The sequence below is a fragment of the Gibbsiella greigii genome (assembly GCF_039540155.1).
Classification (GTDB): domain Bacteria; phylum Pseudomonadota; class Gammaproteobacteria; order Enterobacterales; family Enterobacteriaceae; genus Gibbsiella; species Gibbsiella quercinecans.
The window spans coordinates 1-21012 of the sequence record NZ_BAABEM010000044.1; the positions used below are offsets into that span (position 1 = coordinate 1).

Below are 21012 nucleotides of genomic sequence, written 5' to 3' on the forward strand. Positions count from 1 at the left end.
CCAGCGAACTGAGCGAAAGCGAGAAGCAGACAATCAGCATGTTGGGCACACTGGCGGCAGGGCTGGCAGGAGGGTTGATTGGAGAAAGTAACGCGGATACGTTAACGGCAGCACAGGCCGGGAAGACGACCGTTGAGAATAATTTCCTCGGTGCAACATCCTCAGACAAACTCGATAAGGCCGTTGAGAAAATTAAGAACGGTGATAAGTCATTAGCTACCGCCAATGAACTTATTAAGCTGGAAAACGCCGACAAACGCAGTGATGCACTGGTTTCTAAATTTACTAAAGACCCTTCACAAATGAGTAGTGCTGAGCAGGCTGAACTGGCGGGATATCTGTGTGTTTATGCGTCTGAGATGGAGAGGGAGTACGGTTCTGCTGTTTCGCAGGAACTGGTCAAAGGTTTGCTCTCTGGACAGGATTACATGAAACGTAATCCTGACTCTGAAGCAATGTCTAAAGCTCAGACAATCATGAACACTTGGGGCTATCACAAATCGAATGCCAGTATTGGTGACACGCCGCTGATGTTTGGTGGTAATGTGCTAGGCACTACCATAAAAGAAGGTATGGCGCTTAATGCTGCAATCGGTGTTGGTGTTAATACAGTATCTCAGTTGTCTGGAAAAGAACCGTTCAGTTATGTCGATGCAATAATGGCAGGGATAACATCAGCGGCGGCGACAGGAAAAGGTATTGGATCATCAGCAGCTATAAATATGGCGGGAGCTGCGGTTGGCAGTGGCATTAAAGGGGAAAGTCCTACTAATTCGGTTATTGGGGCTGGACTAGGTTCTGTTGCGGGAAGTAAAGCGGAAAAATATATTACTGGTGGGTTATCGACAGCAGTTAAAGAAGGTACTGCTGAGGTTATTGGTGCTGTTGGCGGTTCTACCGCAAGTGAGATAGTCAGTGATGCTGCAAAAAATGCTCTTGATAAAGCGGAGCATAAAGATGAGAAAAAATAAGTTATATGAAATTATTGCCCTAATCTACCGTTGCTTTTTTGTGTTTTTTTTCATTTGTTTTATAGCAAGTAATTTGGGTTCGTTGCTGGTTTTTTTTAAGACTGGTTATTTTGAATTTAACTGGAAAGAAACTATTTTACTCTCCCTTAAAAAAGGGGGGGGGATCGGTTTAGCTCTTGGATTGGGACTATGGATAAAAGCAAGGCTACAAGAGCGTAAAAGCAGTAAAAAAACAAATCAGTAAGCTGGCAAATCCCAACCCGTGTCGTTGGGGCTGTTGTTGAGAATAACTATCTGAGCAGTAAACAGATAGATGCCTGGTCGGCTGAAATGAAATCCTGCTAGGCAAATGGCGGTGACTGTAGCGGTATTATCAAGAAGTACGAGGAACTGAGTACCGCTCAGCAACAACAGCTTATCAGCGACTGTGCAACCAGTCCGACAATTTGCCAGCAGAAATACGGCGACGTACTGACCGACAGTCTGGCCGTGAAACAGTCAATAGATCGTGCTCTGGATGAAGATATCCCGATCAAGATGGTCTACGATCTGACGGCGACTTTTGCACAACAAATGCAGGTTGAAGGTGTTGTCGCGACAAACAAAGTCTCTGAGGCGCTCCAGAAAGAATATGGTCTGGATAATATTCAGGCAGATATTATTGCGGGTGCGGGTGCGGGTGCGGGTGCGGGTGCGGGTGCGGGTGCGGGTGCGGCGGCGGCAGCATTCGGTGGGATTAGTAAGGCCAAGGGAAGTGCTCAACCGAAAATTGAACAAACTCTAAAACCGGAGAAAAACTGGGAAACTGCTCGAAACAAGGCATTGAACCTTGTAGGTAATTTAGGGGCAGACTCTAAACCAGTTGTCGGGCGTTTAGAAGTAAGTGCTGGAAATGGAAAAATTATTGGACGTCAATCTAGCGACGGAAAAGTTGGTTGGCGTGTTGATTATGATCCTGAAAAAGGTACCCATATTAATATATGGGATTACTCTCAAGGTAAAGGCCCTGGAAAAGCAGTGAAGCAAGTTATACCTTTTGAGGGTAATGAAAAGTCTTTTGAAACTATATTGAAGCAGCTAAATAGGTAGAAGAAATGACTTTATTTGATGAGTGTCGTGAAGCACTATGTGCTGATTTTCATATAGTTGAGGGGCAAGCTGAGCAGGAGGTTGTGGGTATTTTAAATAAATATCCACTTGTAAAAGGAAATATTGTTTGGTCAGAAATAAAACATTCAGATTATGAGAGTGTTGATGAGTTGTTGAACAAAAATACCATAATAAATGATGATGTTTTTGTTTTTGTAGATGATGCTAGCATTCCTATTTTCCGAACGAAGCTAAGTTTGATTGCTGAAAATATTTATGATGTCACGGCGTTATCACCAAAATTATTTATTTTTAATAATGAGATTATAATTCAGCCTTTATTTCCAACAGATGATTTTCGCTTAGGAATAAGCCAGTAACCTGAGGAAATACAAATCCCGCCCCTTAAAACAGGCCGGGATTCTTTTATCCGTCACTCAGCCACAATGCGTATCAGCAGTTGTCCGTGTTCAACGGTGATGACTACCGGGGTATCGGTGCCAAATCCCGCTGCTTCCAGCCAGTGGCCCTTGAGGTGCAGGCAGGGGCTGCGGCTGTAATAGCTGACCTTCAGGTGTCGTAATGCTTGGGGGGCGGGTTCTGACTCATGATACTGCCAAAATCCGTGGGAAAATAACGCAGGGTAAGCGTAATGAAAGCAGCAAGTAAATGGCTGACATGGTTGATTAGCGAGCAGGACAGCGACAACTACGACAGCGCGCTCCAGCAGGGTATCCAGGCGGCGACGGCGGCAGTGCGCCGTATCTGGCGGAGGTCATTCATAATATGACCTCCGCCAGATACGGGCAAAGTGAACACTGAATCCAACCTGATGGACCATGCGGTACTGGGTGCGGTGACCTCGGCCATTAATGGCAATGCTGCAATCGGTGTGGGTGTAAACACGGGGGTAAAACTTAGCGGGGATGATCCTTTCTGCTATGTTGATGCAATTCTCGCCGGTGTGACAGCTGCCGCTACTACAGGTAAAAGTTGGCAGGCATCAGCAGCTATCAATATGGGAGGTGCTGCGATTGGGAGTGCGATTAAAGGGGAAGATCCGACTAACTGTGTGATAAGTAATGCCTTTGGTAGTGCGGCTGGTAGTTTTGGGGGCAAAGTTGTTGATTCATTGCCTCCGGTAACTGATCAAGTGACAAAAGATGTTATTAGTGCAGTTACAGGTTCTACTGCTTCTGAACTTACAGGAAAAGCTGTAAAAGATGAGTTAGACAAGCGGGATAAGAAGCAATGAATCTCTTCAGCAAGGTTGGTATTTTTTGGCTCCTTTTCTTGGTTGTGTACTGTACTGCTTTAATCTCTGTTGTTCTTTTTATATGCCAGTTAGGAGTATCAACAATTTTCTACTTTAATGATGGAACATTCCTTTTTTCATGGGAAGATGCATTACATATCGCATTAAAAAAAAGGGGGCATTGCAGGAGTAGTATTAGGTGCAGGAGCATGGTTGAAAAATAAGCTGCATGAGCGTCATAGAAAAAATAGTCGTTGAGAATAATGCGATGAGCCTTGTCGCCAGAGGTTGTGTAATAGCTTCACCGTGTCGTACAAAGGTTGCAGAACAGTTACTGGAGATAGGCGAAAAAGCTGGGGTTGTTGGTCTTACCGGTGCTGCCATTAAGGATCTCGCTGACAAGATGACATCCGATGAACTGGATTATCTTGTCACGCTGGAGATGATGGGTAACGTAACGTTTCTCTCCGAAATTAATGACGATAAGAAAGAACCGGAAGTGCAGGTGCGTTATTATATCAGCTCGGCTTATTTATCGGCTGAGAAGTTTTCTTTAGTCATGCGAGGTCATTGGAGGATAGAAAATAAATTACACGGGCGTTTATATGTCGGTAGGAATGACTATACTTGACGAATAAGAAGAGGAGATGCGGCGGAATTATTTTCAAGGGTAATGCATATTGCGGTGAATATATTATCAGCAAACCAATTGTAATTGGTTAATCCACAAAAAAGGATGTGTTGAAATTCTTTGGACGGCCGAGTATTCCTCTGGAATATAATGAGACTAATAATTGGGTTTATCTTTCCGCTGTAAAAGACCGACGGATATATTTATTTGTTCCTGTTTTTTTGGGTAAAAAAGTTATGTTAAGTGTGAAATTCAATGGGGGTAATCTTGTTGAAGACATAATTTATAACGAAAACTAATATGATCTGATACGCAACCCCTGATTTTTATGGTTGGGGGTTGTTGTGTATATCAATCAGTTACCATTAATTTTCCAGTCGAATATCGGTTGCCCTGGCCCAGCGATCACATCGATCTTCTGGCCAATGATAAAGCCAAATTGTCCCAGCTCTCGTCCTTTGAAAACCACTTGGGTTGGCGAGCCAGGTTTACTGCCGTTGGGAAGAAACCATAATTCTTTTGTTAAGTTGTGGGACGTAGGCCTGGCTTATGTGATGTGCCACCCATTCGGCATCTATACGTCTTCGTCATGGCCGTTTTGCATTAACGCATGTTTTTTCAACATTCCGCGTAGCTGGTGGTAAGTCAGCCCGAGCAGATCGGCCGCTTTGCGCTGGTTAAAACGGCCCTGTTTAAGCGCCGCTTCCAGCAGTGCTTTTTCCTGCTCCAGTTGCCAGGCTTTCAAATCCAGCGGCAGCGCGGGCTGGCGGATATTCGGCTCGCTTTGGGCAGTTGGCGGCGGCGTATCGTGCCGTGCGAACGGATTGATGACGATCTCGTCCAGCTCGCTGTCGCTGGTGCCATGGCGGTAAACGGAGCGTTCGACCACGTTTTTCAGTTCGCGCACATTGCCGGGCCAGCCGTAGCCCAGCAGTGTGGCGCGCGCCCTGGCGGTGAACCCTGGGAACAGCGGCAGCGAAAGCTCCCGGCACATCTGAATGGCGAAATGCTCCGCCAGCAACATGATGTCCTGCTGGCGTTGGCGCAGCGGCGGCAATTGCACCACATCGAACGCCAGCCGATCGAGCAGATCGGCGCGGAACTTGCCCTGCGCGGCCAGCACCGGCAGATCGTCATTGGTGGCGCAAACCAGCCGCACATCCACCTGCAACGGCTGGCTGCCGCCCACGCGCTCCAGCCGGCCGTATTCAATCACCCGCAGCAGCTTTTCCTGCACCAGCATCGGCGCGGTTGCCAACTCATCAAGAAACAGTGTGCCGCCATCGGCGCGTTCAAAACGCCCCAGGTGGCGCTTTTGTGCGCCGGTAAAGGCGCCTGCCTCGTGGCCGAACAGCTCGGAATCCAGCAGATTTTCATTGAGCGCCGCACAGTTAAGTGAAATAAACGGCCCTTGCCAGCGGTTGGAAAGGTAATGCAGCCGATGGGCGATAAGCTCTTTACCGGTGCCGCGCTCGCCAATCACCAACACCGGCTTATCCAGTTTGGCCAGTTGCGAAACCTGTTCCAGTACTTCGACAAACGAGTTGGCCTCGCCCAGCAGGTTTTCGATCGGTGTCGTCATGATAAAATTCGCCAATGTTTGGTGAAAATACTCACTCTACAGCATGCCGCCAGAGAGTCAAAAATAAATATTACTTAAATTTCAATACAATAAAAGTTGGCACGGGTTTTGATTAATCCAGTAGCAAGCTGTACCAACTCATGTGGCGCTGTAGACGCCGCCAGAAACAAAGAGGAAGTGAATTATGGGTATTTTTTCTCGTTTTGCCGATATCGTGAACGCCAACATCAACACGCTGCTGGATAAGGCGGAGGATCCGCAAAAACTGGTGCGCCTGATGATCCAGGAGATGGAAGATACGCTGGTTGAAGTGCGTTCAACCTCGGCTCGGGCGCTGGCAGAGAAAAAACACCTGCTGCGCCGTATTGAGCAGGCGGAAACCCAGCTCAGCGACTGGCAGGACAAGGCCGAACTGGCGTTGCGTAAGGATAAGGAAGATCTGGCCCGTGCGGCACTGATCGAAAAACAAAAGGTCGCCGATCTGATTACCACGCTCAGCAGCGAAGTGGCCGCGGTGGAAGAAACCCTGAGCCGCATGAAAGGCGAGATTGGCGAACTGGAAAACAAACTGACCGAAACCCGCGCCCGCCAACAGGCGCTGGCGTTGCGCCACCAGGCCGCGTCTTCTTCACGCGACGTGCGCCGCCAGTTGGACAGCGGCAAGCTGGATGAAGCCATGGCGCGTTTTGAGCAGTTTGAGCGGCGCATCGATCACATGGAAGCCGAAGCGGAAAGCGTCAGCATCGGCAAAAAGAAATCGCTCGATCAGGAGTTTGCTGAACTGAAAGCGGATGACGCCATCAGCGAACAACTGGCGGCGCTAAAAGCAAAAATGAACCGTTCAGAGTAACGTAACGGCGTGGCCACAGTGAGTGTGGCCGCCCAATCAAGATGAATAAGAAGGAAAACCAATGACTGCCTTGTTACTTGCCATCCCGTTGACAATTTTCGTGTTGTTTGTCGCACCGATTTGGCTTTGGCTGCATTACAGCAATCGCCAGCAGAATGGTATGCAACTCAGCGGCCAGGAGATGCAACGCCTGGCGCAACTGACGGACAACGCCAAACGTATGCGCGAGCGCATTCAGGCGCTGGAAGACATTCTGGACGCAGAACACCCGAACTGGAGACAGTCTTAATGAGCAATCCGTTGGGCAGTAAAAAACTGTTTCGCGTGCCGGAAGAGGGCATGCTGAAAGGGGTTTGCGCCGGCCTGGCGCACTATCTGGACGTACCGGTGCGGTTGATTCGCGTGATCGTGGTGCTGTCGCTGTTTTTCGGGCTGTTTTTCTTTACCGTAGTGGCCTATATCGTACTGGCGTTTGTGCTGGACGAAGCGCCCTCCAGCAGCTTTGCCGGCGAACAGCAGAAAACGCCGCGCCAGTTGTTGGATCAACTGGAGTATGAGTTGGGCAGCGGCGAACAACAGTTGCGCCAGATCGAACGTTATGTCACATCCGACGCCTTCGGCGTGCGCAGCCACTTTCGCAATCTGTAACCCGCCTTACCCATCAAAGGCCCGCATCATGCCGGATGGCGGGCCTTAGGTGCGCCTGTTTCCCCACATCTAATGCCGGAGGGCAAGCATAATGACGAAAACCTTAAGCGCGAACGCCCCAAAATCGCATGCATTTAAACAAGGGGCAGGTGCAGTGTTGAAGACACTGGCGAAAGTGCTCATCATAGCGCTAATGAGCTATGGGCCAGCGGGCGCCACCTCATGGCTGCTGAAAACCGTTAGCCGCAAGCCGCTGCGCCTGATCCTGGCTATGATACTGGAACCGATGTTTCGCAAAGGGTTAACCAAGGCCTTTGGGCGCTTTGCCAAGGAGAACAATGAAACGACTGCAAAATGAGTTAACGGCACTGGTCAACCGGGGGATGGATCGCCACCTGCGTTTGGCCGTCACCGGCCTGAGCCGCAGCGGCAAAACGGCCTTTATTACCGCATTCGTCAACCAATTGCTACATATTCACAGCGGCGCGCGCTTGCCGCTGTTTTCGCCCGCACGCGAGGAGCGCTTGCTGGGCGTGAAACGTATTCCGCAACGCGATCTGGGCATTCAACGCTTTACCTATGATGAAGGGCTGGCGCAACTGTACGGCGTGCCGCCGAGCTGGCCGACGCCGACGCGCGGCGTGAGCGAGATCCGCCTGGCACTGCGCTACCGCTCCACTGATTCGCTGCTGCGCCATTTCAAAGAGACATCCACCCTGTACCTGGAAATTGTCGATTACCCCGGCGAATGGCTGCTCGATTTACCGATGCTGGAGCAGGATTACCTGGTCTGGTCCCGCCAGATGGCCGGGCTGTTGCAGGGCGAGCGCGCCGAATGGGCCAAACCCTGGCTGGCGCTGTGCCAAACCCTCGATCCGCTGGCGCCCGCGGATGAAAGCCGGCTGGCAGCGATTGCCCAGGCTTATACCGACTACCTGCTGCGCTGCAAAGCCGAAGGGCTGCATTTTATCCAGCCCGGGCGCTTTGTGCTGCCGGGGGATATGGCCGGGGCGCCGGCGTTGCAGTTTTTCCCGTGGCCGAATATTGATGACAGCGGCGAAACGAAGCTGGCCCAGGCGGATAAACAAAGCTATTTCGGGATGTTGCGCACCCGCTTTAACTACTATTGCCAGTCGGTCGTTAAAGATTTTTATAAAGAGCACTTTGTGCGCTTCGATCGCCAGATCGTCTTGGTTGATTGCCTGCAACCGCTCAACAGCGGGCCACAGGCGTTCAACGATATGCGCCTGGCGTTGACCCAACTGATGCAAAGTTTCCACTATGGCAAACGCACCCTGTTTCGCCGTCTGTTTTCCCCCACCATCGACAAGCTGATGTTCGCCGCCACCAAGGCCGACCACATCACTGCCGATCAGCACGCCAATCTGGTTTCGCTGTTGCAGCAGCTGGTGCAGGAAGCGTGGCAAAACGCCGCTTTCGAAGGCATCAGCATGGACTGCGTCGGCCTGGCTTCGGTGCAGGCGACCGAAAGCGGCATGGTGGAATATCAGGGCCAGCTTATTCCGGCGCTGAAGGGCAATCGCCTGGAAGACGGCGCGCCGCTGACGGTCTTTCCCGGCGAAGTGCCGGCACGCTTGCCGGGGCTGCCGTTTTGGCAAAACCAGGGGTTCCACTTTGACGCCTTTCGCCCACGCCCGATGAGCCCGGATAGTCCGTTGCCACATATCCGGCTGGATGCCGTGATGGCGTTTTTACTGGGAGATAAGTTGCGATGAGCGAACCATTGAAACCCCGTATTGATTTCGAAACGCCTTTGCAGCCGCCGCAAGAGCCGCCGCTCCGTTCGGGCCTGACCTTCGACGAAAACCAGGCGGAATATTTTCACCCGGCCGAGCCGGAACGCCAACTGGAGGATGAGGAAGGGCGCGCTGAAGGCATCGTTAACGCGGCGCTGAAACCTAAACGCAGCCTGTGGCGCAAGATGGTTAACGCCGGGCTGGCGCTGTTCGGCGTCAGTGTAGTGGCGCAGGGCGTACAGTGGCTGCATAACGCCTGGGTACAGCAGGATTGGAGCGCTCTTGGCGGCGGCGTCGCCGGCGGTTTGATCGTCTTTGCCGGCGTGGGGGCGCTGGCGACCGAATGGCGCCGCCTGTACCGCCTGCGCCAGCGCGCGCAGGAGCGCGACGTGGCACGTGAATTGCTGCACAGCCACGGCCTGGGCCAGGGGCGGGCGTTTTGCGAGAAACTGGCGCGCCAGGCCGGCCTGGATCAGGGCCACCCGGCTTTGCAGCGCTGGCAGGCATCGCTGCATGAAACGCAAAACGATCGTGAAGTGGTGGCGCTGTACGCCAGCCTGGTGCAGCCGGTGCTGGACGAACAGGCACGGCGGGAAATCAGCCGCTCGGCAGCGGAATCGACGTTGATGATCGCCGTCAGCCCGCTGGCGCTGGTGGACATGGCGTTTATCGCCTGGCGCAATATCCGCCTGATTAACCGTATCGCGGCGATATACGGCATTGAGCTGGGCTATTTCAGCCGTATCCGGCTGTTCCGGCTGGTGTTACTCAACATCGCTTTTGCCGGCGCTTCGGAACTGGTGCGAGAAGTGGGGATGGATTGGGTATCGCAGGATCTGGCGGCACGCCTTTCCGCCCGCGCGGCGCAGGGCATCGGCGCCGGCCTGCTGACCGCGCGCCTTGGGATAAAGGCGATGGAGCTGTGCCGCCCGTTGCCGTGGCTGGATGGCGATAAGCCAAAGCTGTCTGATTTCCGTGGCCAGTTGATCGGCCAGTTGAAAGACGTGATGGCGAAAGGGGGCAAAAAGGATAAATAGCCCGCCGGCTGCGCCTGGCCGGGCGCAGCCAACACCGCGGCGTAAGCTTAATGTGCCGCCCGTGAGATGTTGCGCTAAAAAACCGCCGCCCCTTGCAATCATCCACCAGCCGTGGGGTAAATCATCGCAGATTGTCGCTTGCCTGGTGCAAAAGCCATCGGAAAGCGCGCGAATACGGATTCCTGTCAACTTTTGCTGACAGATGGCTTCTTCCCCGCAGAGGGAGAGAGTATTATCGTTGCCAGTTATCCGCACCTGCAAAGAGAAGGTCTTACTGATGCGTTTGGAAGTATTTTGCGAAAACAGGCTCGGCCTGGCCCGAGAGCTGCTCGATCTTTTGGTTTTGCGTAATATCGATTTGCGCGGTATCGAGATCGCGCCGATCGGCCGAATTTACCTGAACTTTGCCCAATTGGATTTTGACACCTTCAGTGCGCTGATGATGGAGATCCGCCGTATCGACGGCGTGACCGATGTGCGCACCGTGAGCTTTATGCCTTCGGAACATGAGCACCGCTCGCTGCGCGCGTTGCTGCAATCGATGCCGGAACCGGTATTTTCCATTGATATGAAAGGGAAGGTTGAACTGGCTAACCCGGCGGCGCAGGCGCTGTTTTGCCTGGATGAGGACAAGCTGCGCAACCAGACCGCCGGGGCGCTGATCGGCGGGTATAATTTTGGCCGCTGGCTGGAAACCGGCAACAGTACGCCGCACTCCGAGCGGGTGGTGATCCGCAGCCAGGATTTCCTGATGGAGATCACGCCGATTTGCCTGGAAGACGAAAGCCAGCAACAGGCGACGGTCGGCGCCGTGGTGATGCTGAAATCCACCGCGCGCATGGGGCGCCAGTTGCAGAACCTGGCGGTTAATGACGACAGCGAGTTTGCGCATATCGTCGCCACCGCCCCGAAAATGCGCCAGGTGCTGGAACAGGCGCGCAAATTGGCGATGCTGGATGCGCCGCTGCTGCTGATTGGCGAAACCGGCACCGGTAAAGACATCCTGGCACGCGCCTGCCATCTGCGCAGCCCGCGCGGCAAGCAGCCCTTCCTGGCGCTGAACTGTGCAGCCCTGCCGGATGACGTGGCGGAAAGCGAATTGTTCGGCCATGCGCCGGGCGCCTATCCGGGGGCGGCCGAAGGCAAGAAAGGCTTTTTTGAGCAGGCGAACGGCGGCTCGGTGTTGCTCGATGAGATCGGTGAGATGTCGCCGCGGATGCAGGCCAAACTGCTGCGCTTTATCAACGACGGCACCTTCCGCCGCGTGGGTGAAGAGCACGAAGTGCATGTGGATGTGCGCGTGATCTGCGCCACGCAGAAAAACCTGATCGAACTGGTGCAGCGCGGCGAGTTCCGTGAAGATCTGTACTACCGCCTTAACGTGCTGGCGCTGAACATCCCACCGCTGCGCGAACGCCCGCAGGACATCATGCCATTGACCGAACTGTTTGTGGCGCGCTTTGCCGACGAGCAGGGCGTGGCGCGGCCAAAGCTCTCTAACGATCTGAATGCCTTCCTAAGTAAATACGGCTGGCCTGGTAACGTGCGCCAGTTGAAGAATGCCATTTACCGTGCGCTTACCCAAACCGAAGGCTATGAACTGCGCCCGCAGGATATTGTGCTACCGGAGTTTGAATCGGAAATACCGCTGGGCGATGAGGCGCTGGATGGGTCGCTGGACGATATCAGCAAGCGTTTTGAGCGCTCGGTGCTGACGCGCCTGTATCGCACCTACCCGAGCACGCGCAAGCTGGCAAAGCGGCTGGGCGTATCCCATACGGCGATCGCCAACAAGCTGCGCGAGTATGGGCTGGGCAATCGTAAGGCGGCAGACGACGGCGAAGAATAACGCCGCGCCGCGCAATGCGTCGATAAAACAAATAAGCAGCGCGGTTGCGCTGCTTATTGTTTATTCAAACCAAGAAATGCCTGGCTTCTGGCGCTTTATTTCAGTGCCGCCAGCGCTGCATCGTAATCAGGCTCGTTGGTGATTTCATTCACCAGTTCGCTGTAGATCACCTTATCCTGGCCGTCCAACACCACCACCGCGCGCGCAGTCAAGCCTGCCAGCGGGCCTGCGGCGATCGCCACACCGTAATCCTGTTTGAATTCGGCGCCACGCAGGGTGGACAGGGTAACCACGTTGGTCAACCCTTCCGCGCCGCAGAAGCGGGACTGGGCAAACGGCAGATCGGAAGAAATGCACAGCACCACGGTGTTATCCAATTCGCTGGCCAATTGGTTGAATTTGCGCACGGATGTGGCGCAGACGCCGGTATCAATGCTTGGGAAAATGTTCAGAACTTTGCGTTTCCCCGCGAAGCTATTCAGCGTTACGTCGGACAGGTCTTTGGCGACCAGCGTGAAAGGCTTGGCCTGTTCGCCAGCTTGCGGCAGTTTACCATCAACGGTTACCGGGTTGCCTTGAAAATGTACTGTCTGGGTCATTGCTGGATTCCTTTTACAGGTGTTGATAACAAAGGGCACAGCCGATATGAATATCGCCTGCGCCGGGCCGCGCCCGCGGCGATTGACTGCTGTTCGGGGGCGCCGCCTGCGGCTTACTCGTGACGCAAGTTTATGTCAACATGGGTAAATTGGATATATAAAGTTTGCTAATAGACTGTGTCTGCCAGGTTAAACTGCGCCATAAATCAACCGGCCGTAACTGCCAACGGCTTGCCCGAAAGCAGGGTCAGGCGCGGTAGGCCAACAGTGCCACCATCGCCTCAAGGTATTGTTCACTGGCCGCGTCGGCGGAAACTGGCGGCAGTTCTGCGGTAATGCACGGCAACGATAAATCCGCGCACCAACTGCCAAACGATCCCGGCGTTTCATAACCAACGCTGCTCACCAGCGGCAGGGCAAACTGGCGCGCCAGCCAGATCCCAAGGCGCGAGCTGCCGGCATCTTCAATGCACGCCAGCGGTTCATGGAAGGAAACCACCCACTGCGGCTTCAGGCTATGGATCAGGCGGCACAGCGCTCGGGTTTCCGGTTCCGAGCCTGGCCGGCCGCCGGTGGAAAGCCGCACGTCCCGCGTCTTGGCCGCGCTGTTCCAGCGGTAAACCGTATCGCCGGAGCGCCAGTTGGCGGCGGGGAAGTTGCGGTTGAGATCCACGCCGTTCGCGTTGGCCCGCAGCCCCAGTTGGCAGCCGTCGGGGTTCACGGCCAACACCACATGGTGCCGGCGCTGGTTGGGCGCAATACTGCGTAGCGCGCATGATAGCGCCACCACGGCGGCGGTTTCGTCACCGTGGGTACCGGCCAGCACCAGCCCGGCTTCGGTGGTGCCGGTTGCCGCAGGGAAATACAGCAGCGGTGCGCCCAATAACGATTTGCCATAGCTTTCACCGGCTACAGTCAATTGGCCGCGTTCACTGCGTGGGCGTTGTGGGATCATGGTTATCGCTCCGTGCACCAGAAAAAAGGTGATTATTATTTTATTCAGTGTATTAGGCTTGTGCCGCCAGCGACAGATAATGTTTACTGTGTCGCTGATGCCTATGCGTTTACGCTGTTGTTATACTATCCAGGCATCAGCCTAACCCTACCAAGAGGACGTTCTATGCCCATTGCCAGAATAACTGCCCGCTACACCGAAAACGAAAATGACAGCCTGACGTTGCTGTGCGGTGTGGATGATGAAAAACAGATCCGCCAGGGGGAGTGGTTTGGCGTAGTGAGAAACGACGATGGCCGCGGTGACGAATCCAACTATCCGTTCACGCTGCATATCGACTACCAAAATGCCGCCTTTTATCTGGATTACGGCTATGACGATATCAATGCCCGGCAGTTGCAGCGCATTGACATTCAACAAAGCCCGCTGGCGGAAAAAGGCTACTTCACCATTTATGATGACGAAGATGGTGAAGAGTTCTGCTACCAGATCGCCAGTATTCACCTGTACGACTAAGCCGCCAGCCGTGGGTTGGTATTGAACGCCCCGCTAAAGCGCTAGTGGGTGCCGATCTTGTGCTATACCCTTCATACTTCAAGCTGCAGGTGTGTTGGCTTTCCTCGCTCACCCCAGTCACTTACTCAAGTAAGCTCCTGGGGGTTCGCTGTGTTGCCGCCTTCCTGCAACTCGAATTATTTTGGGTATATAGGATAAATAATTCATAGGGTTAACGGGGATAATTGACGATGGCGGGAATCAAAGGGCGAATGGCGCTGTGCGCGGTGCTTGTCAGTACGGGGATCAACAGCGCGGTGGCTGCCGAGGTGCCTGCCGGCACCGTGCTGGCGGACAAGCAGGAAATCGTGCGCCATATCAAGGATGAGCCGGCCTCGCTTGATCCAATCAAAGCGGTGGGCCTGCCGGAAGCACAGGTGGCGCGCGACTTGTTCGAAGGCCTGGTGAACCAGGATGCCAACGGTAAAATCATCCCCGGCGTGGCCACGGCGTGGAGCACCACCGATAACCAGACCTACATTTTCACGCTGCGCAAAGACGCACGTTGGTCTAACGGTGACCCTGTCACGGCAAAAGATTTTGTTTATAGCTGGCAGCGGCTGGTGGATCCGAAAAGCCTGTCGCCGTTTGCCTGGTTTGCACAGTTGGCCGGTATCCAGAATGCCGGCGATATCGTTGCCGGCAAACAACCGGTTAATCAACTGGGCGTCAGCGCAGTGGATGACCATACGCTTAAAGTACAGTTGGATAAACCCGTACCGTACTTTCCCAGCCTGACCGCCAATTTCAGCCTGTTCCCGGTGCCGCGGGCGGTGGTCGAAAAGCTCGGCAACGATTGGACCAAAGTCGGCAATCTGGTCGGCAACGGTGCCTATCAGCTGCAGGAACGGGTGGTGAATGAAAAGCTGGTGCTGGCGCCCAACCCACACTATTGGGATCACGCCCATACGGTGCTGACCAAGGTCACCTTTGTGCCGATTAATCAGGAATCCAGCGCGACCAAACGCTACCTGGCGGGGGATATCGATATTACCGAGTCTTTCCCGAAAAACCTGTACCAGAAACTGTTGAAAGATATCCCCGGCCAGGTGTACACCCCGGATCAGCTCGGCACCTATTATTATGCCTTCAACACCCAACGGCCGCCGACCAGCGATGTGCGGGTGCGCCAGGCATTGTCTTATGCCATCGATCGCAAAATTATTGCCGAAAAGGTACTCGGCACCGGTGAAAAACCGGCCTACCATTTCACCCCGGACGTGACCGCCGGCTTCACGCCGGACAACGGCCTGCTGAAACAACAATCCCAGGCCGAGCTGGACGCACAAGCCAAAACGCTGCTGCAGGCGGCAGGCTTCGGGCCAGGCAATCCGTTAAAACTGACGTTGCTGTACAACACCTCGGAAAGCCACCAGAAGATCGCCATTGCCGTCGCCTCGATGTGGAAGAAGAAGCTGGGCGTGGAGGTAAAACTACAAAATCAGGAGTGGAAAACTTACATTGATAGCCGCAACAGCGGGAATTTCGATGTGATCCGCGCCTCTTGGGTGGGGGATTATAACGAAGCCTCAACGTTCCTTTCATTGCTGACTTCCAGCCACAGCGGCAATATCGCCAAATTCCGCAGCGCCGATTACGATCGGGTGTTGGAGCAGGCCAGCCGCGAAACCGATCCTGCCGAACGCAACGCCGATTACAACCGAGCCGAGCAGATCATTGCCGAACAGGCGCCGATTGCGCCGATTTATCAATACACCAATGGGCGTTTGATTAAGCCTTGGGTAAAAGGCTACCCGATCACCAATCCGGAAGACGTGGCGTACAGCCACACGATGTATATCATCAAGCACTAAACGCGTTTATCGGTGCCAGGGGTCATTGCGGCCCCTTTGCGGATAAGGCGGGGGAGAGAATCAGTGTGTTGCTATCAGAGGCGATCCGGCATGATATCAACGACAACATGCCCGGCCATATCGGTTTGCGTCACGCGGTAATAGGTGGGGTAAGAGCGGCGGGTGCTGAAGTGATCGTGTACCGAAACCTTGCCCACCGGCTTGCCGGTAGCGTCTTTGACAATAAATTCGCTGATTTCTTCTTGGCCTTGGTTATGCAGGTGAATATTGCGTACTTTCTCTAATGTGCAGCTTTTATCGATTTTTAAGTGATCTCTTAACATAACTACCTCCTCGTAGTTAAATAGAGTATAGACCTCATATCAGTGAGGTTAAACAAACTTATGTTAATCTTTTATTTTATTTCTTCATTACAATTGATGCGATTATGTTATCGATTGATAAGGCGTTGGCCGGCCGGTGGCCGTTTGGGGTACATCGCACGTGGCGTTATCGGCAATTACTCCCCAGCTGCGTCTTTGATTTGTAAGCTATTAACGCTAGACTCACGCGTATTGGCACAATAAAGGGGATGACGGATGGATGTCATTGAAGGGCGAACAGTACAGGTATCTGACGCGGTCTATGCCTATCAGTTTGACGGCAAGGGCGGTGTCACCCCGATCGATAATGAAGCCGCAATTACCAGTGAAAAGCCTTGCTGGCTGCATCTGGACTACGCCCACCCGGCCAGTGCGCAATGGCTGAACACCACACCGCTGCTGCCTGATTCGGTGCGTGAGGCCTTGGCCGGTGAAAGCACCCGCCCACGGGTCAGCCGGCTGGGCGACGGCACCATGATTACGCTGCGCGCTATAAACTTCAATGCCGACTCGCGGCCGGATCAACTGGTGACTTTCCGGGTTTATATGACCGATCGGCTGATTGTTTCTACCCGCCACCGCAAGGTGTACTCGATTGATGAAGTGGTCAACGATCTGCAAAGCGGCACCGGGCCGATCAACAGCGGCGACTGGCTGGTGGAGATTTCCGATGCGTTGACCGACCACGCCAGCGAATTTATTGAAGATTTGCACGACAAGATCATCGATCTGGAAGATGCCTTGCTGGAACAGCAGATCCCGGAGCGTGGACAACTGGCGCTGATACGCAAACAGCTGATTGTGCTACGCCGCTACATGGCGCCGCAGCGCGACGTCTACTCCCGCCTGGCCAGCGAGCGTTTGCCGTGGATGGAAAATGACGATCGCCGCCGCATGCAGGATATCTCCGACCGTTTGGGGCGCGCGCTGGACGATCTGGACAGCAGCATTGCCCGCACCGCGGTGTTATCCGATGAGATCACCACGGTAATGGCGGATGCCATGAACCGCCGCACTTATACCATGTCGTTGTTGGCGATGGTGTTCCTGCCCACCACCTTTCTGACCGGGCTGTTTGGCGTAAACCTGGGCGGGATCCCGGGGAATACCGATAATTACGGATTCGCCATCTTTTGCCTGATGCTGGTGGGGTTGGTGCTGGGCGTCGCCTGGTGGCTGAAACGCAGCCGTTGGCTGTAGCGAAAGCGGGGATAATTCGGTTTTCTATTGAGCAAAATCAATATTTGGCCGGGCAAACTACGGCATTCTTGATCTCGCAGGTGAATGCAACGTCAAGCGATGGGCGTTGCGCTCCATAATTGTCTTACTTTCTTATTTTAGAATTACTGCATAGCACATTTAATTCGTATGATGCCGGCCTAAACGCCGGCATTTTTTTTGCCTGCCGCCTGTGCAGCGGCAGGCAGGGCTTATTTGATTTCCAGCACGTCCAGGCGTTGCACCACCGGCGCGTCTTCGGCATCTTCCGGCTGCCAGCCCACCGGTTGTAGGGGAAGCTCCTCACGATCAAACGCCAGATCGCCGCCGCCAACTACCTCACTGCCGTGATGGATCCCTTTGAAATCGAACAGTTCGGTATCGCACATGTGCGATGGCACTACGTTCTGCATGGCGCTGAACATGGTTTCCAAACGGCCTGGGTAGCGTTTATCCCAGTCGCGTAGCATATCGCCGATCACTTGGCGCTGCAGGTTGGGCTGTGAGCCGCACAGGTTGCAGGGGATGATCGGGAAGGCTTTGGCCTGCGCGAAGCGTTCAATATCTTTCTCGCGGCAGTAGGCCAGCGGCCGAATCACCACGTGCTTGCCATCATCGCTCATCAGCTTGGGCGGCATGCCTTTCATTTTGCCGCCGTAGAACATGTTGAGAAACAGGGTCTGCAGGATGTCGTCGCGGTGGTGGCCAAGGGCGATTTTGGTTGCTCCCAGCTCGGTGGCGGTGCGGTAAAGGATGCCGCGGCGCAGGCGGGAACACAGCGAACAGGTGGTTTTGCCTTCCGGAATTTTTTCTTTCACGATGCCGTAGGTGTTTTCTTCAACGATCAGGTACTCCACACCCAAATTTTCCAGATACGCCGGCAGAATGTGCTCAGGGAACCCAGGCTGCTTCTGATCCAGATTCACCGCCACCAGAGAGAAATTCACCGGCGCGCTTTGCTGCAAGTTGCGCAGGATTTCCAACATGGTGTAGCTGTCTTTACCGCCGGACAAGCAGACCATGATGCGATCGCCTTCTTCAATCATGTTGAAGTCGGCGATGGCTTCGCCCACGTTGCGGCGCAGGCGCTTTTGCAATTTATTCAGGTTATACTGCTCTTTAGGGGTAACTGACTGATTTTCTGTCATTTTTAAACTTCTCAATCTCAAAGGGGCAACGTTGGGGCAAAACCTGGCATTGTGCAAGCCTGGCGCCGGGCCTGCTGATTATTCAATCCGTGCGCCATAAATTACAGACACCATTTTCGCCTTATCATGCCCCATTTGATTCACGATAAAAAACGGGTTTCACCGGTTGGCAATCGCCAGCATATATACACTAAATCATTCGAGTTGCAGGACAAAAACGCAAAAGCATTTTTGAACAGCGCTAGCTCAGGCCCCGAAGGGGCAAGGCCCAGGGATGGGCCGAGTCACCAAGCCAACACACCCGCAACTGAAGTATGACGAGTATAAAAGTATGCCGCGTATGGTACGGATTACGGCGGCAAATGCCAGCGCGTTTTATGCCGCGCCCACCTTGCGCCGAACGATCATTGCCAATAGCGCGGTTTTTGCCTTGGAATGATCCGGCCGGGCTGGCGTTTGTACGGCTCATTGCCCCGGCAGGGCGCGCCAATGCACTGATTTAGGGCATAATAATGCTGCAAGCGTGTTTTTGTCTGATATTTGAACATTATACCGTGGATTAACACGACAAATTCTGGCGCAGGGTTTGCATTAAGCTTGCCGCCAGTTTTTGCTGGTTTCTATTTTTTGGGGATGTTGAACTATGAATTTTAGAGCATTGCTTGCTGTAGCGTTATTCACTATAACCACTTGCGCCTTCAGCGCGACAAAATTACCCCATGTGGTAATCCTTGCCACGGGCGGCACCATTGCCGGCTCTGCCGCCAGCAATACGCAGACCACCGGGTATAAAGCGGGGGCGCTCGGCGTTGAGACGCTGATAAATGCGGTGCCTGAATTGAAAAATGTGGCGCAGGTTGATGGCGAGCAGATCGCCAATATCGGCAGTGAAAACATGACCAGCGACATCATTCTGAAACTGTCGCAGCGGGTCAATGAACTGCTGGCGCGTGACGATGTTGATGGCGTGGTGATTACCCACGGCACCGATACGTTGGATGAAACACCGTATTTCCTCAACCTGACGGTAAAAAGCAATAAACCGGTGGTGTTCACGGCGGCAATGCGGCCGGCGACGGCCATCAGTGCAGACGGTCCGATGAACCTGCTGGAGGCGGTGACGGTCGCGGCGGATCCTGCGGCCAAAGGGCGTGGGGTGATGGTGGTGCTGAATGACCGCATTGCCGCGGCGCGTTTTGCGACCAAAACCAATGCAACTACCCTGGATACCTTCAAGGCACCGGAGCAAGGCTATTTGGGCGTGATTGTCGGCGGCAAACCGCAGTTTGAAACCCGTGTTGATAAGATCCATACGCTGCGTTCGGTGTTTGATTCACGCAATATCAAAACATTGCCGAAGGTGGTGATTATCTATGGCTACCAGGACGATCCTGAATATATGTACGATGCCGCCATCGCCCATCATGCGGATGGCATTATCTATGTCGGCACCGGCGCCGGTTCGGTTTCTGTCAGAAGCAAGGCTGGGATTGAAAAGGCACAAAAAGCCGGCATTATCGTGGTCAGGGCATCACGCACCGGCAGCGGTGTGGTGCCGCCGGATGACGGCCAGCCCGGCCTGGTTGCCGATTCCCTCAACCCCGCCAAAGCACGTATTCTGCTAATGACGGCGCTGACCCAAACCAAGGATCCCGCGTTGATCCAGCAGTATTTCCATACCTACTAAGTAAAGCCCGCGAATCACGACAGGCCCGCAACGATGCGGGCCTGTTGCCATCAGCACCCGTGTGTACGTTTGTTAATGCACGTTACGCGCTATGGTGGCGATCACCTCAAGCGCCACTTCAGTAACCGTGCCGTTAATATCCAGCGCGGGATCAAAAGAGGCGATCCCCATCGCGGCCACCGCAGCGTGGGTAGAAAGCAACTCTGCGCACTGAATCAGCGTTTCTGGCCGCAGCCCGCCCGGCGGCGCGAATTCATTCCCCATGCCAAACGACGGATCGAGAACATCGACATCAAGGTGGAAATAAATCTGGCTGATGCCTTGGCCTGTCAGGCGGTGTATCGCCGCCATCAGCCTGTCGAGGATATCCGTATCGGGCGAGATCTGTTCAATGGCTGATTGGGAAAGAACGCGTTTGGCGCCCAGATCGGCCCCGTGGCCGCCTACCAGGACGACGTTTTCATCGGGAAGCGGGCGGAAGCCGGCAACCGTGGTGACAAGCGCCTGCCAGCAACGGCCGGTGAGGGTGCTGATGCCCATCGCATCGAGAAAATCCCCGTTGAAGGTGGCCGGCGTATTACAGTCGCCATGCCCATCAAACCAGATCACCCCTAGCAGTTTCTCTGGGCTGGCGCGTTGTATGCCGGCTACCGTGCCCAATGAACTGTTGCAGTTGCCGGATAATACGATGGGCCGTTTTCCCGCTCTTAAGGCCGTTTCAACCGCCGATGCTCCCGCGCGATGCAGCGCAAAAGCGGTACCAATTTCGGTCGGGAATCGGGGGGCAATGTCGAGCGTTTGCAGCACAACCGAACCGTAATGCTGCAGCCGCGCAATGGCCCCATATTTGGCAAGGTGCATGGGGCCTGCGCCCATCCGGGCATGAGGGTGCCCGGAGTCATAGGGAATACAAATTAACTGATGGATCATGGGTTGGCTCCTCAGTCGTAATCATGAAAATAGCCGGGTTTATGGCTGGAGTATATCTATTCGGCAATGCCATTA

23 protein-coding genes and 3 pseudogenes are annotated in these 21012 nt (G+C 54.0%); 18 read left to right on the forward strand and 8 right to left on the reverse strand.

Going from position 1 to position 21012, the window contains the following annotated elements; translation table 11 throughout:
* The 4 genes and pseudogenes from AC559G_RS18865 to AC559G_RS18880 form a co-directional block, all read left to right on the forward strand.
* The coding region (locus AC559G_RS18865) for a VENN motif pre-toxin domain-containing protein (protein WP_498913874.1) at nt 1–971 on the forward strand (971 nt) is incomplete at its 5' end.
* On the forward strand, nt 958–1215 hold the full coding sequence (locus tag AC559G_RS18870) for a hypothetical protein (RefSeq protein ID WP_498913876.1): 258 nt from the start codon (nt 958–960) through the stop codon (nt 1213–1215). The genes AC559G_RS18865 and AC559G_RS18870, both read left to right, overlap by 14 nt.
* A gap of 35 nt (nt 1216–1250) precedes the next feature.
* A pseudogene (locus AC559G_RS18875) lies at nt 1251–2060 on the forward strand (VENN motif pre-toxin domain-containing protein); the annotation flags it as partial.
* Between the two features lie 5 nt (nt 2061–2065).
* A complete protein-coding gene (locus AC559G_RS18880; RefSeq protein WP_498913877.1) occupies nt 2066–2440 on the forward strand; it encodes a CDI toxin immunity protein in 375 nt (124 codons plus the stop codon).
* A 53-nt stretch (nt 2441–2493) separates the two neighbouring features.
* Here AC559G_RS18880 and AC559G_RS18885 read toward each other — a convergent pair whose 3' ends face one another.
* Nucleotides 2494–2757, reverse strand: coding sequence for a SymE family type I addiction module toxin (locus AC559G_RS18885; RefSeq protein WP_498913933.1), 264 nt, complete (start codon nt 2755–2757; stop codon nt 2494–2496).
* Between AC559G_RS18885 and AC559G_RS18890 the strand changes: the two genes are divergently transcribed.
* From AC559G_RS18890 to AC559G_RS18900, 3 genes and pseudogenes are all read left to right on the forward strand, one after another.
* Nucleotides 2713–2850, forward strand: a complete 138-nt coding sequence (locus tag AC559G_RS18890; protein WP_498913878.1) for a hypothetical protein — start codon at nt 2713–2715, stop codon at nt 2848–2850. The two genes, AC559G_RS18885 and AC559G_RS18890, sit on opposite strands and share 45 nt — an antisense overlap.
* A gap of 21 nt (nt 2851–2871) precedes the next feature.
* The gene (locus AC559G_RS18895; protein WP_498913879.1) at nt 2872–3315 is read left to right on the forward strand and encodes a hypothetical protein; all 444 of its coding nucleotides are present in this window, start codon (nt 2872–2874) and stop codon (nt 3313–3315) included.
* A gap of 244 nt (nt 3316–3559) precedes the next feature.
* Nucleotides 3560–3796 (forward strand): annotated as a pseudogene (locus tag AC559G_RS18900) (VENN motif pre-toxin domain-containing protein); the annotation flags it as partial.
* Between the two features lie 724 nt (nt 3797–4520).
* Here AC559G_RS18900 and pspF read toward each other — a convergent pair.
* Nucleotides 4521–5528, reverse strand: a complete 1008-nt coding sequence (gene pspF / locus AC559G_RS18905) for a phage shock protein operon transcriptional activator (RefSeq protein WP_498913881.1) — start codon at nt 5526–5528, stop codon at nt 4521–4523.
* Between the two features lie 184 nt (nt 5529–5712).
* Here pspF and pspA point away from each other — a divergent pair, with 184 nt between their 5' ends.
* The 7 genes from pspA (at nt 5713) to tyrR (ending at nt 11669) form a co-directional block, all read left to right on the forward strand.
* Nucleotides 5713–6378, forward strand: coding sequence for a phage shock protein PspA (gene pspA, locus AC559G_RS18910; protein WP_121552559.1), 666 nt, complete (start codon nt 5713–5715; stop codon nt 6376–6378).
* 61 nt (nt 6379–6439) lie between these two features.
* Complete coding sequence (gene pspB / locus AC559G_RS18915; RefSeq protein ID WP_438596897.1) at nt 6440–6667, forward strand: envelope stress response membrane protein PspB; 228 nt, start codon at nt 6440–6442, stop codon at nt 6665–6667.
* Entirely contained in the window at nt 6667–7026 is a 360-nt protein-coding gene (gene pspC, locus AC559G_RS18920) for an envelope stress response membrane protein PspC (protein WP_498913883.1), read from the forward strand. Before pspB ends, pspC begins: the two co-directional genes overlap by 1 nt.
* Nucleotides 7027–7117: 91 nt before the next feature.
* Entirely contained in the window at nt 7118–7384 is a 267-nt protein-coding gene (gene pspD / locus AC559G_RS18925) for a phage shock protein PspD (protein WP_095848788.1), read from the forward strand.
* Entirely contained in the window at nt 7365–8762 is a 1398-nt protein-coding gene (locus AC559G_RS18930; RefSeq protein WP_498913886.1) for a YcjX family GTP-binding protein, read from the forward strand. The genes pspD and AC559G_RS18930 overlap by 20 nt, the downstream gene beginning before the upstream one ends.
* Entirely contained in the window at nt 8759–9820 is a 1062-nt protein-coding gene (locus AC559G_RS18935; RefSeq protein WP_498913888.1) for a TIGR01620 family protein, read from the forward strand. Before AC559G_RS18930 ends, AC559G_RS18935 begins: the two co-directional genes overlap by 4 nt.
* Before the next feature lie 277 nt (nt 9821–10097).
* Entirely contained in the window at nt 10098–11669 is a 1572-nt protein-coding gene (tyrR, locus tag AC559G_RS18940; RefSeq protein WP_498913889.1) for a transcriptional regulator TyrR, read from the forward strand.
* A 95-nt stretch (nt 11670–11764) separates the two neighbouring features.
* Here the strand turns inward: tyrR and tpx are convergent, their stop codons facing one another.
* Both tpx and mpaA read right to left on the reverse strand, forming a co-directional pair.
* Nucleotides 11765–12268: a thiol peroxidase gene (gene tpx / locus AC559G_RS18945; RefSeq protein ID WP_095848784.1), complete on the reverse strand. Its 504-nt coding sequence runs from the start codon at nt 12266–12268 to the stop codon at nt 11765–11767.
* 247 nt (nt 12269–12515) lie between these two features.
* A complete protein-coding gene (mpaA, locus tag AC559G_RS18950) occupies nt 12516–13223 on the reverse strand; it encodes a murein peptide amidase A (protein WP_498913891.1) in 708 nt (235 codons plus the stop codon).
* A gap of 165 nt (nt 13224–13388) precedes the next feature.
* Between mpaA and AC559G_RS18955 the strand changes: the two genes are divergently transcribed.
* Nucleotides 13389–13739: a hypothetical protein gene (locus tag AC559G_RS18955; RefSeq protein ID WP_498913893.1), complete on the forward strand. Its 351-nt coding sequence runs from the start codon at nt 13389–13391 to the stop codon at nt 13737–13739.
* A gap of 230 nt (nt 13740–13969) precedes the next feature.
* Nucleotides 13970–15592, forward strand: coding sequence for a peptide ABC transporter substrate-binding protein (locus tag AC559G_RS18960; RefSeq protein ID WP_498913895.1), 1623 nt, complete (start codon nt 13970–13972; stop codon nt 15590–15592).
* Between the two features lie 74 nt (nt 15593–15666).
* On the opposite strand, the gene AC559G_RS18965 is transcribed toward AC559G_RS18960, so the two are convergent.
* Nucleotides 15667–15915, reverse strand: coding sequence for a hypothetical protein (locus AC559G_RS18965; RefSeq protein WP_498913897.1), 249 nt, complete (start codon nt 15913–15915; stop codon nt 15667–15669).
* Between the two features lie 255 nt (nt 15916–16170).
* On the opposite strand from AC559G_RS18965, the gene zntB reads away from it, so the two are divergent.
* A complete protein-coding gene (zntB, locus tag AC559G_RS18970) occupies nt 16171–17154 on the forward strand; it encodes a zinc transporter ZntB (protein ID WP_498913899.1) in 984 nt (327 codons plus the stop codon).
* 230 nt (nt 17155–17384) lie between these two features.
* On the opposite strand, the gene ttcA is transcribed toward zntB, so the two are convergent.
* Both ttcA and AC559G_RS18980 read right to left on the reverse strand, forming a co-directional pair.
* A complete protein-coding gene (gene ttcA / locus AC559G_RS18975; RefSeq protein ID WP_498913901.1) occupies nt 17385–18320 on the reverse strand; it encodes a tRNA 2-thiocytidine(32) synthetase TtcA in 936 nt (311 codons plus the stop codon).
* 289 nt (nt 18321–18609) lie between these two features.
* Nucleotides 18610–18724, reverse strand: a pseudogene (locus AC559G_RS18980) (hypothetical protein); the annotation flags it as partial.
* A 239-nt stretch (nt 18725–18963) separates the two neighbouring features.
* Here AC559G_RS18980 and fraE point away from each other — a divergent pair.
* On the forward strand, nt 18964–20007 hold the full coding sequence (gene fraE / locus AC559G_RS18985; RefSeq protein ID WP_438599313.1) for a fructose-asparagine asparaginase: 1044 nt from the start codon (nt 18964–18966) through the stop codon (nt 20005–20007).
* A 72-nt stretch (nt 20008–20079) separates the two neighbouring features.
* Here fraE and AC559G_RS18990 read toward each other — a convergent pair whose 3' ends face one another.
* Nucleotides 20080–20937, reverse strand: coding sequence for an arginase family protein (locus AC559G_RS18990; protein ID WP_498913904.1), 858 nt, complete (start codon nt 20935–20937; stop codon nt 20080–20082).
* Between the last annotated feature and the right edge of the window lie 75 nt (nt 20938–21012).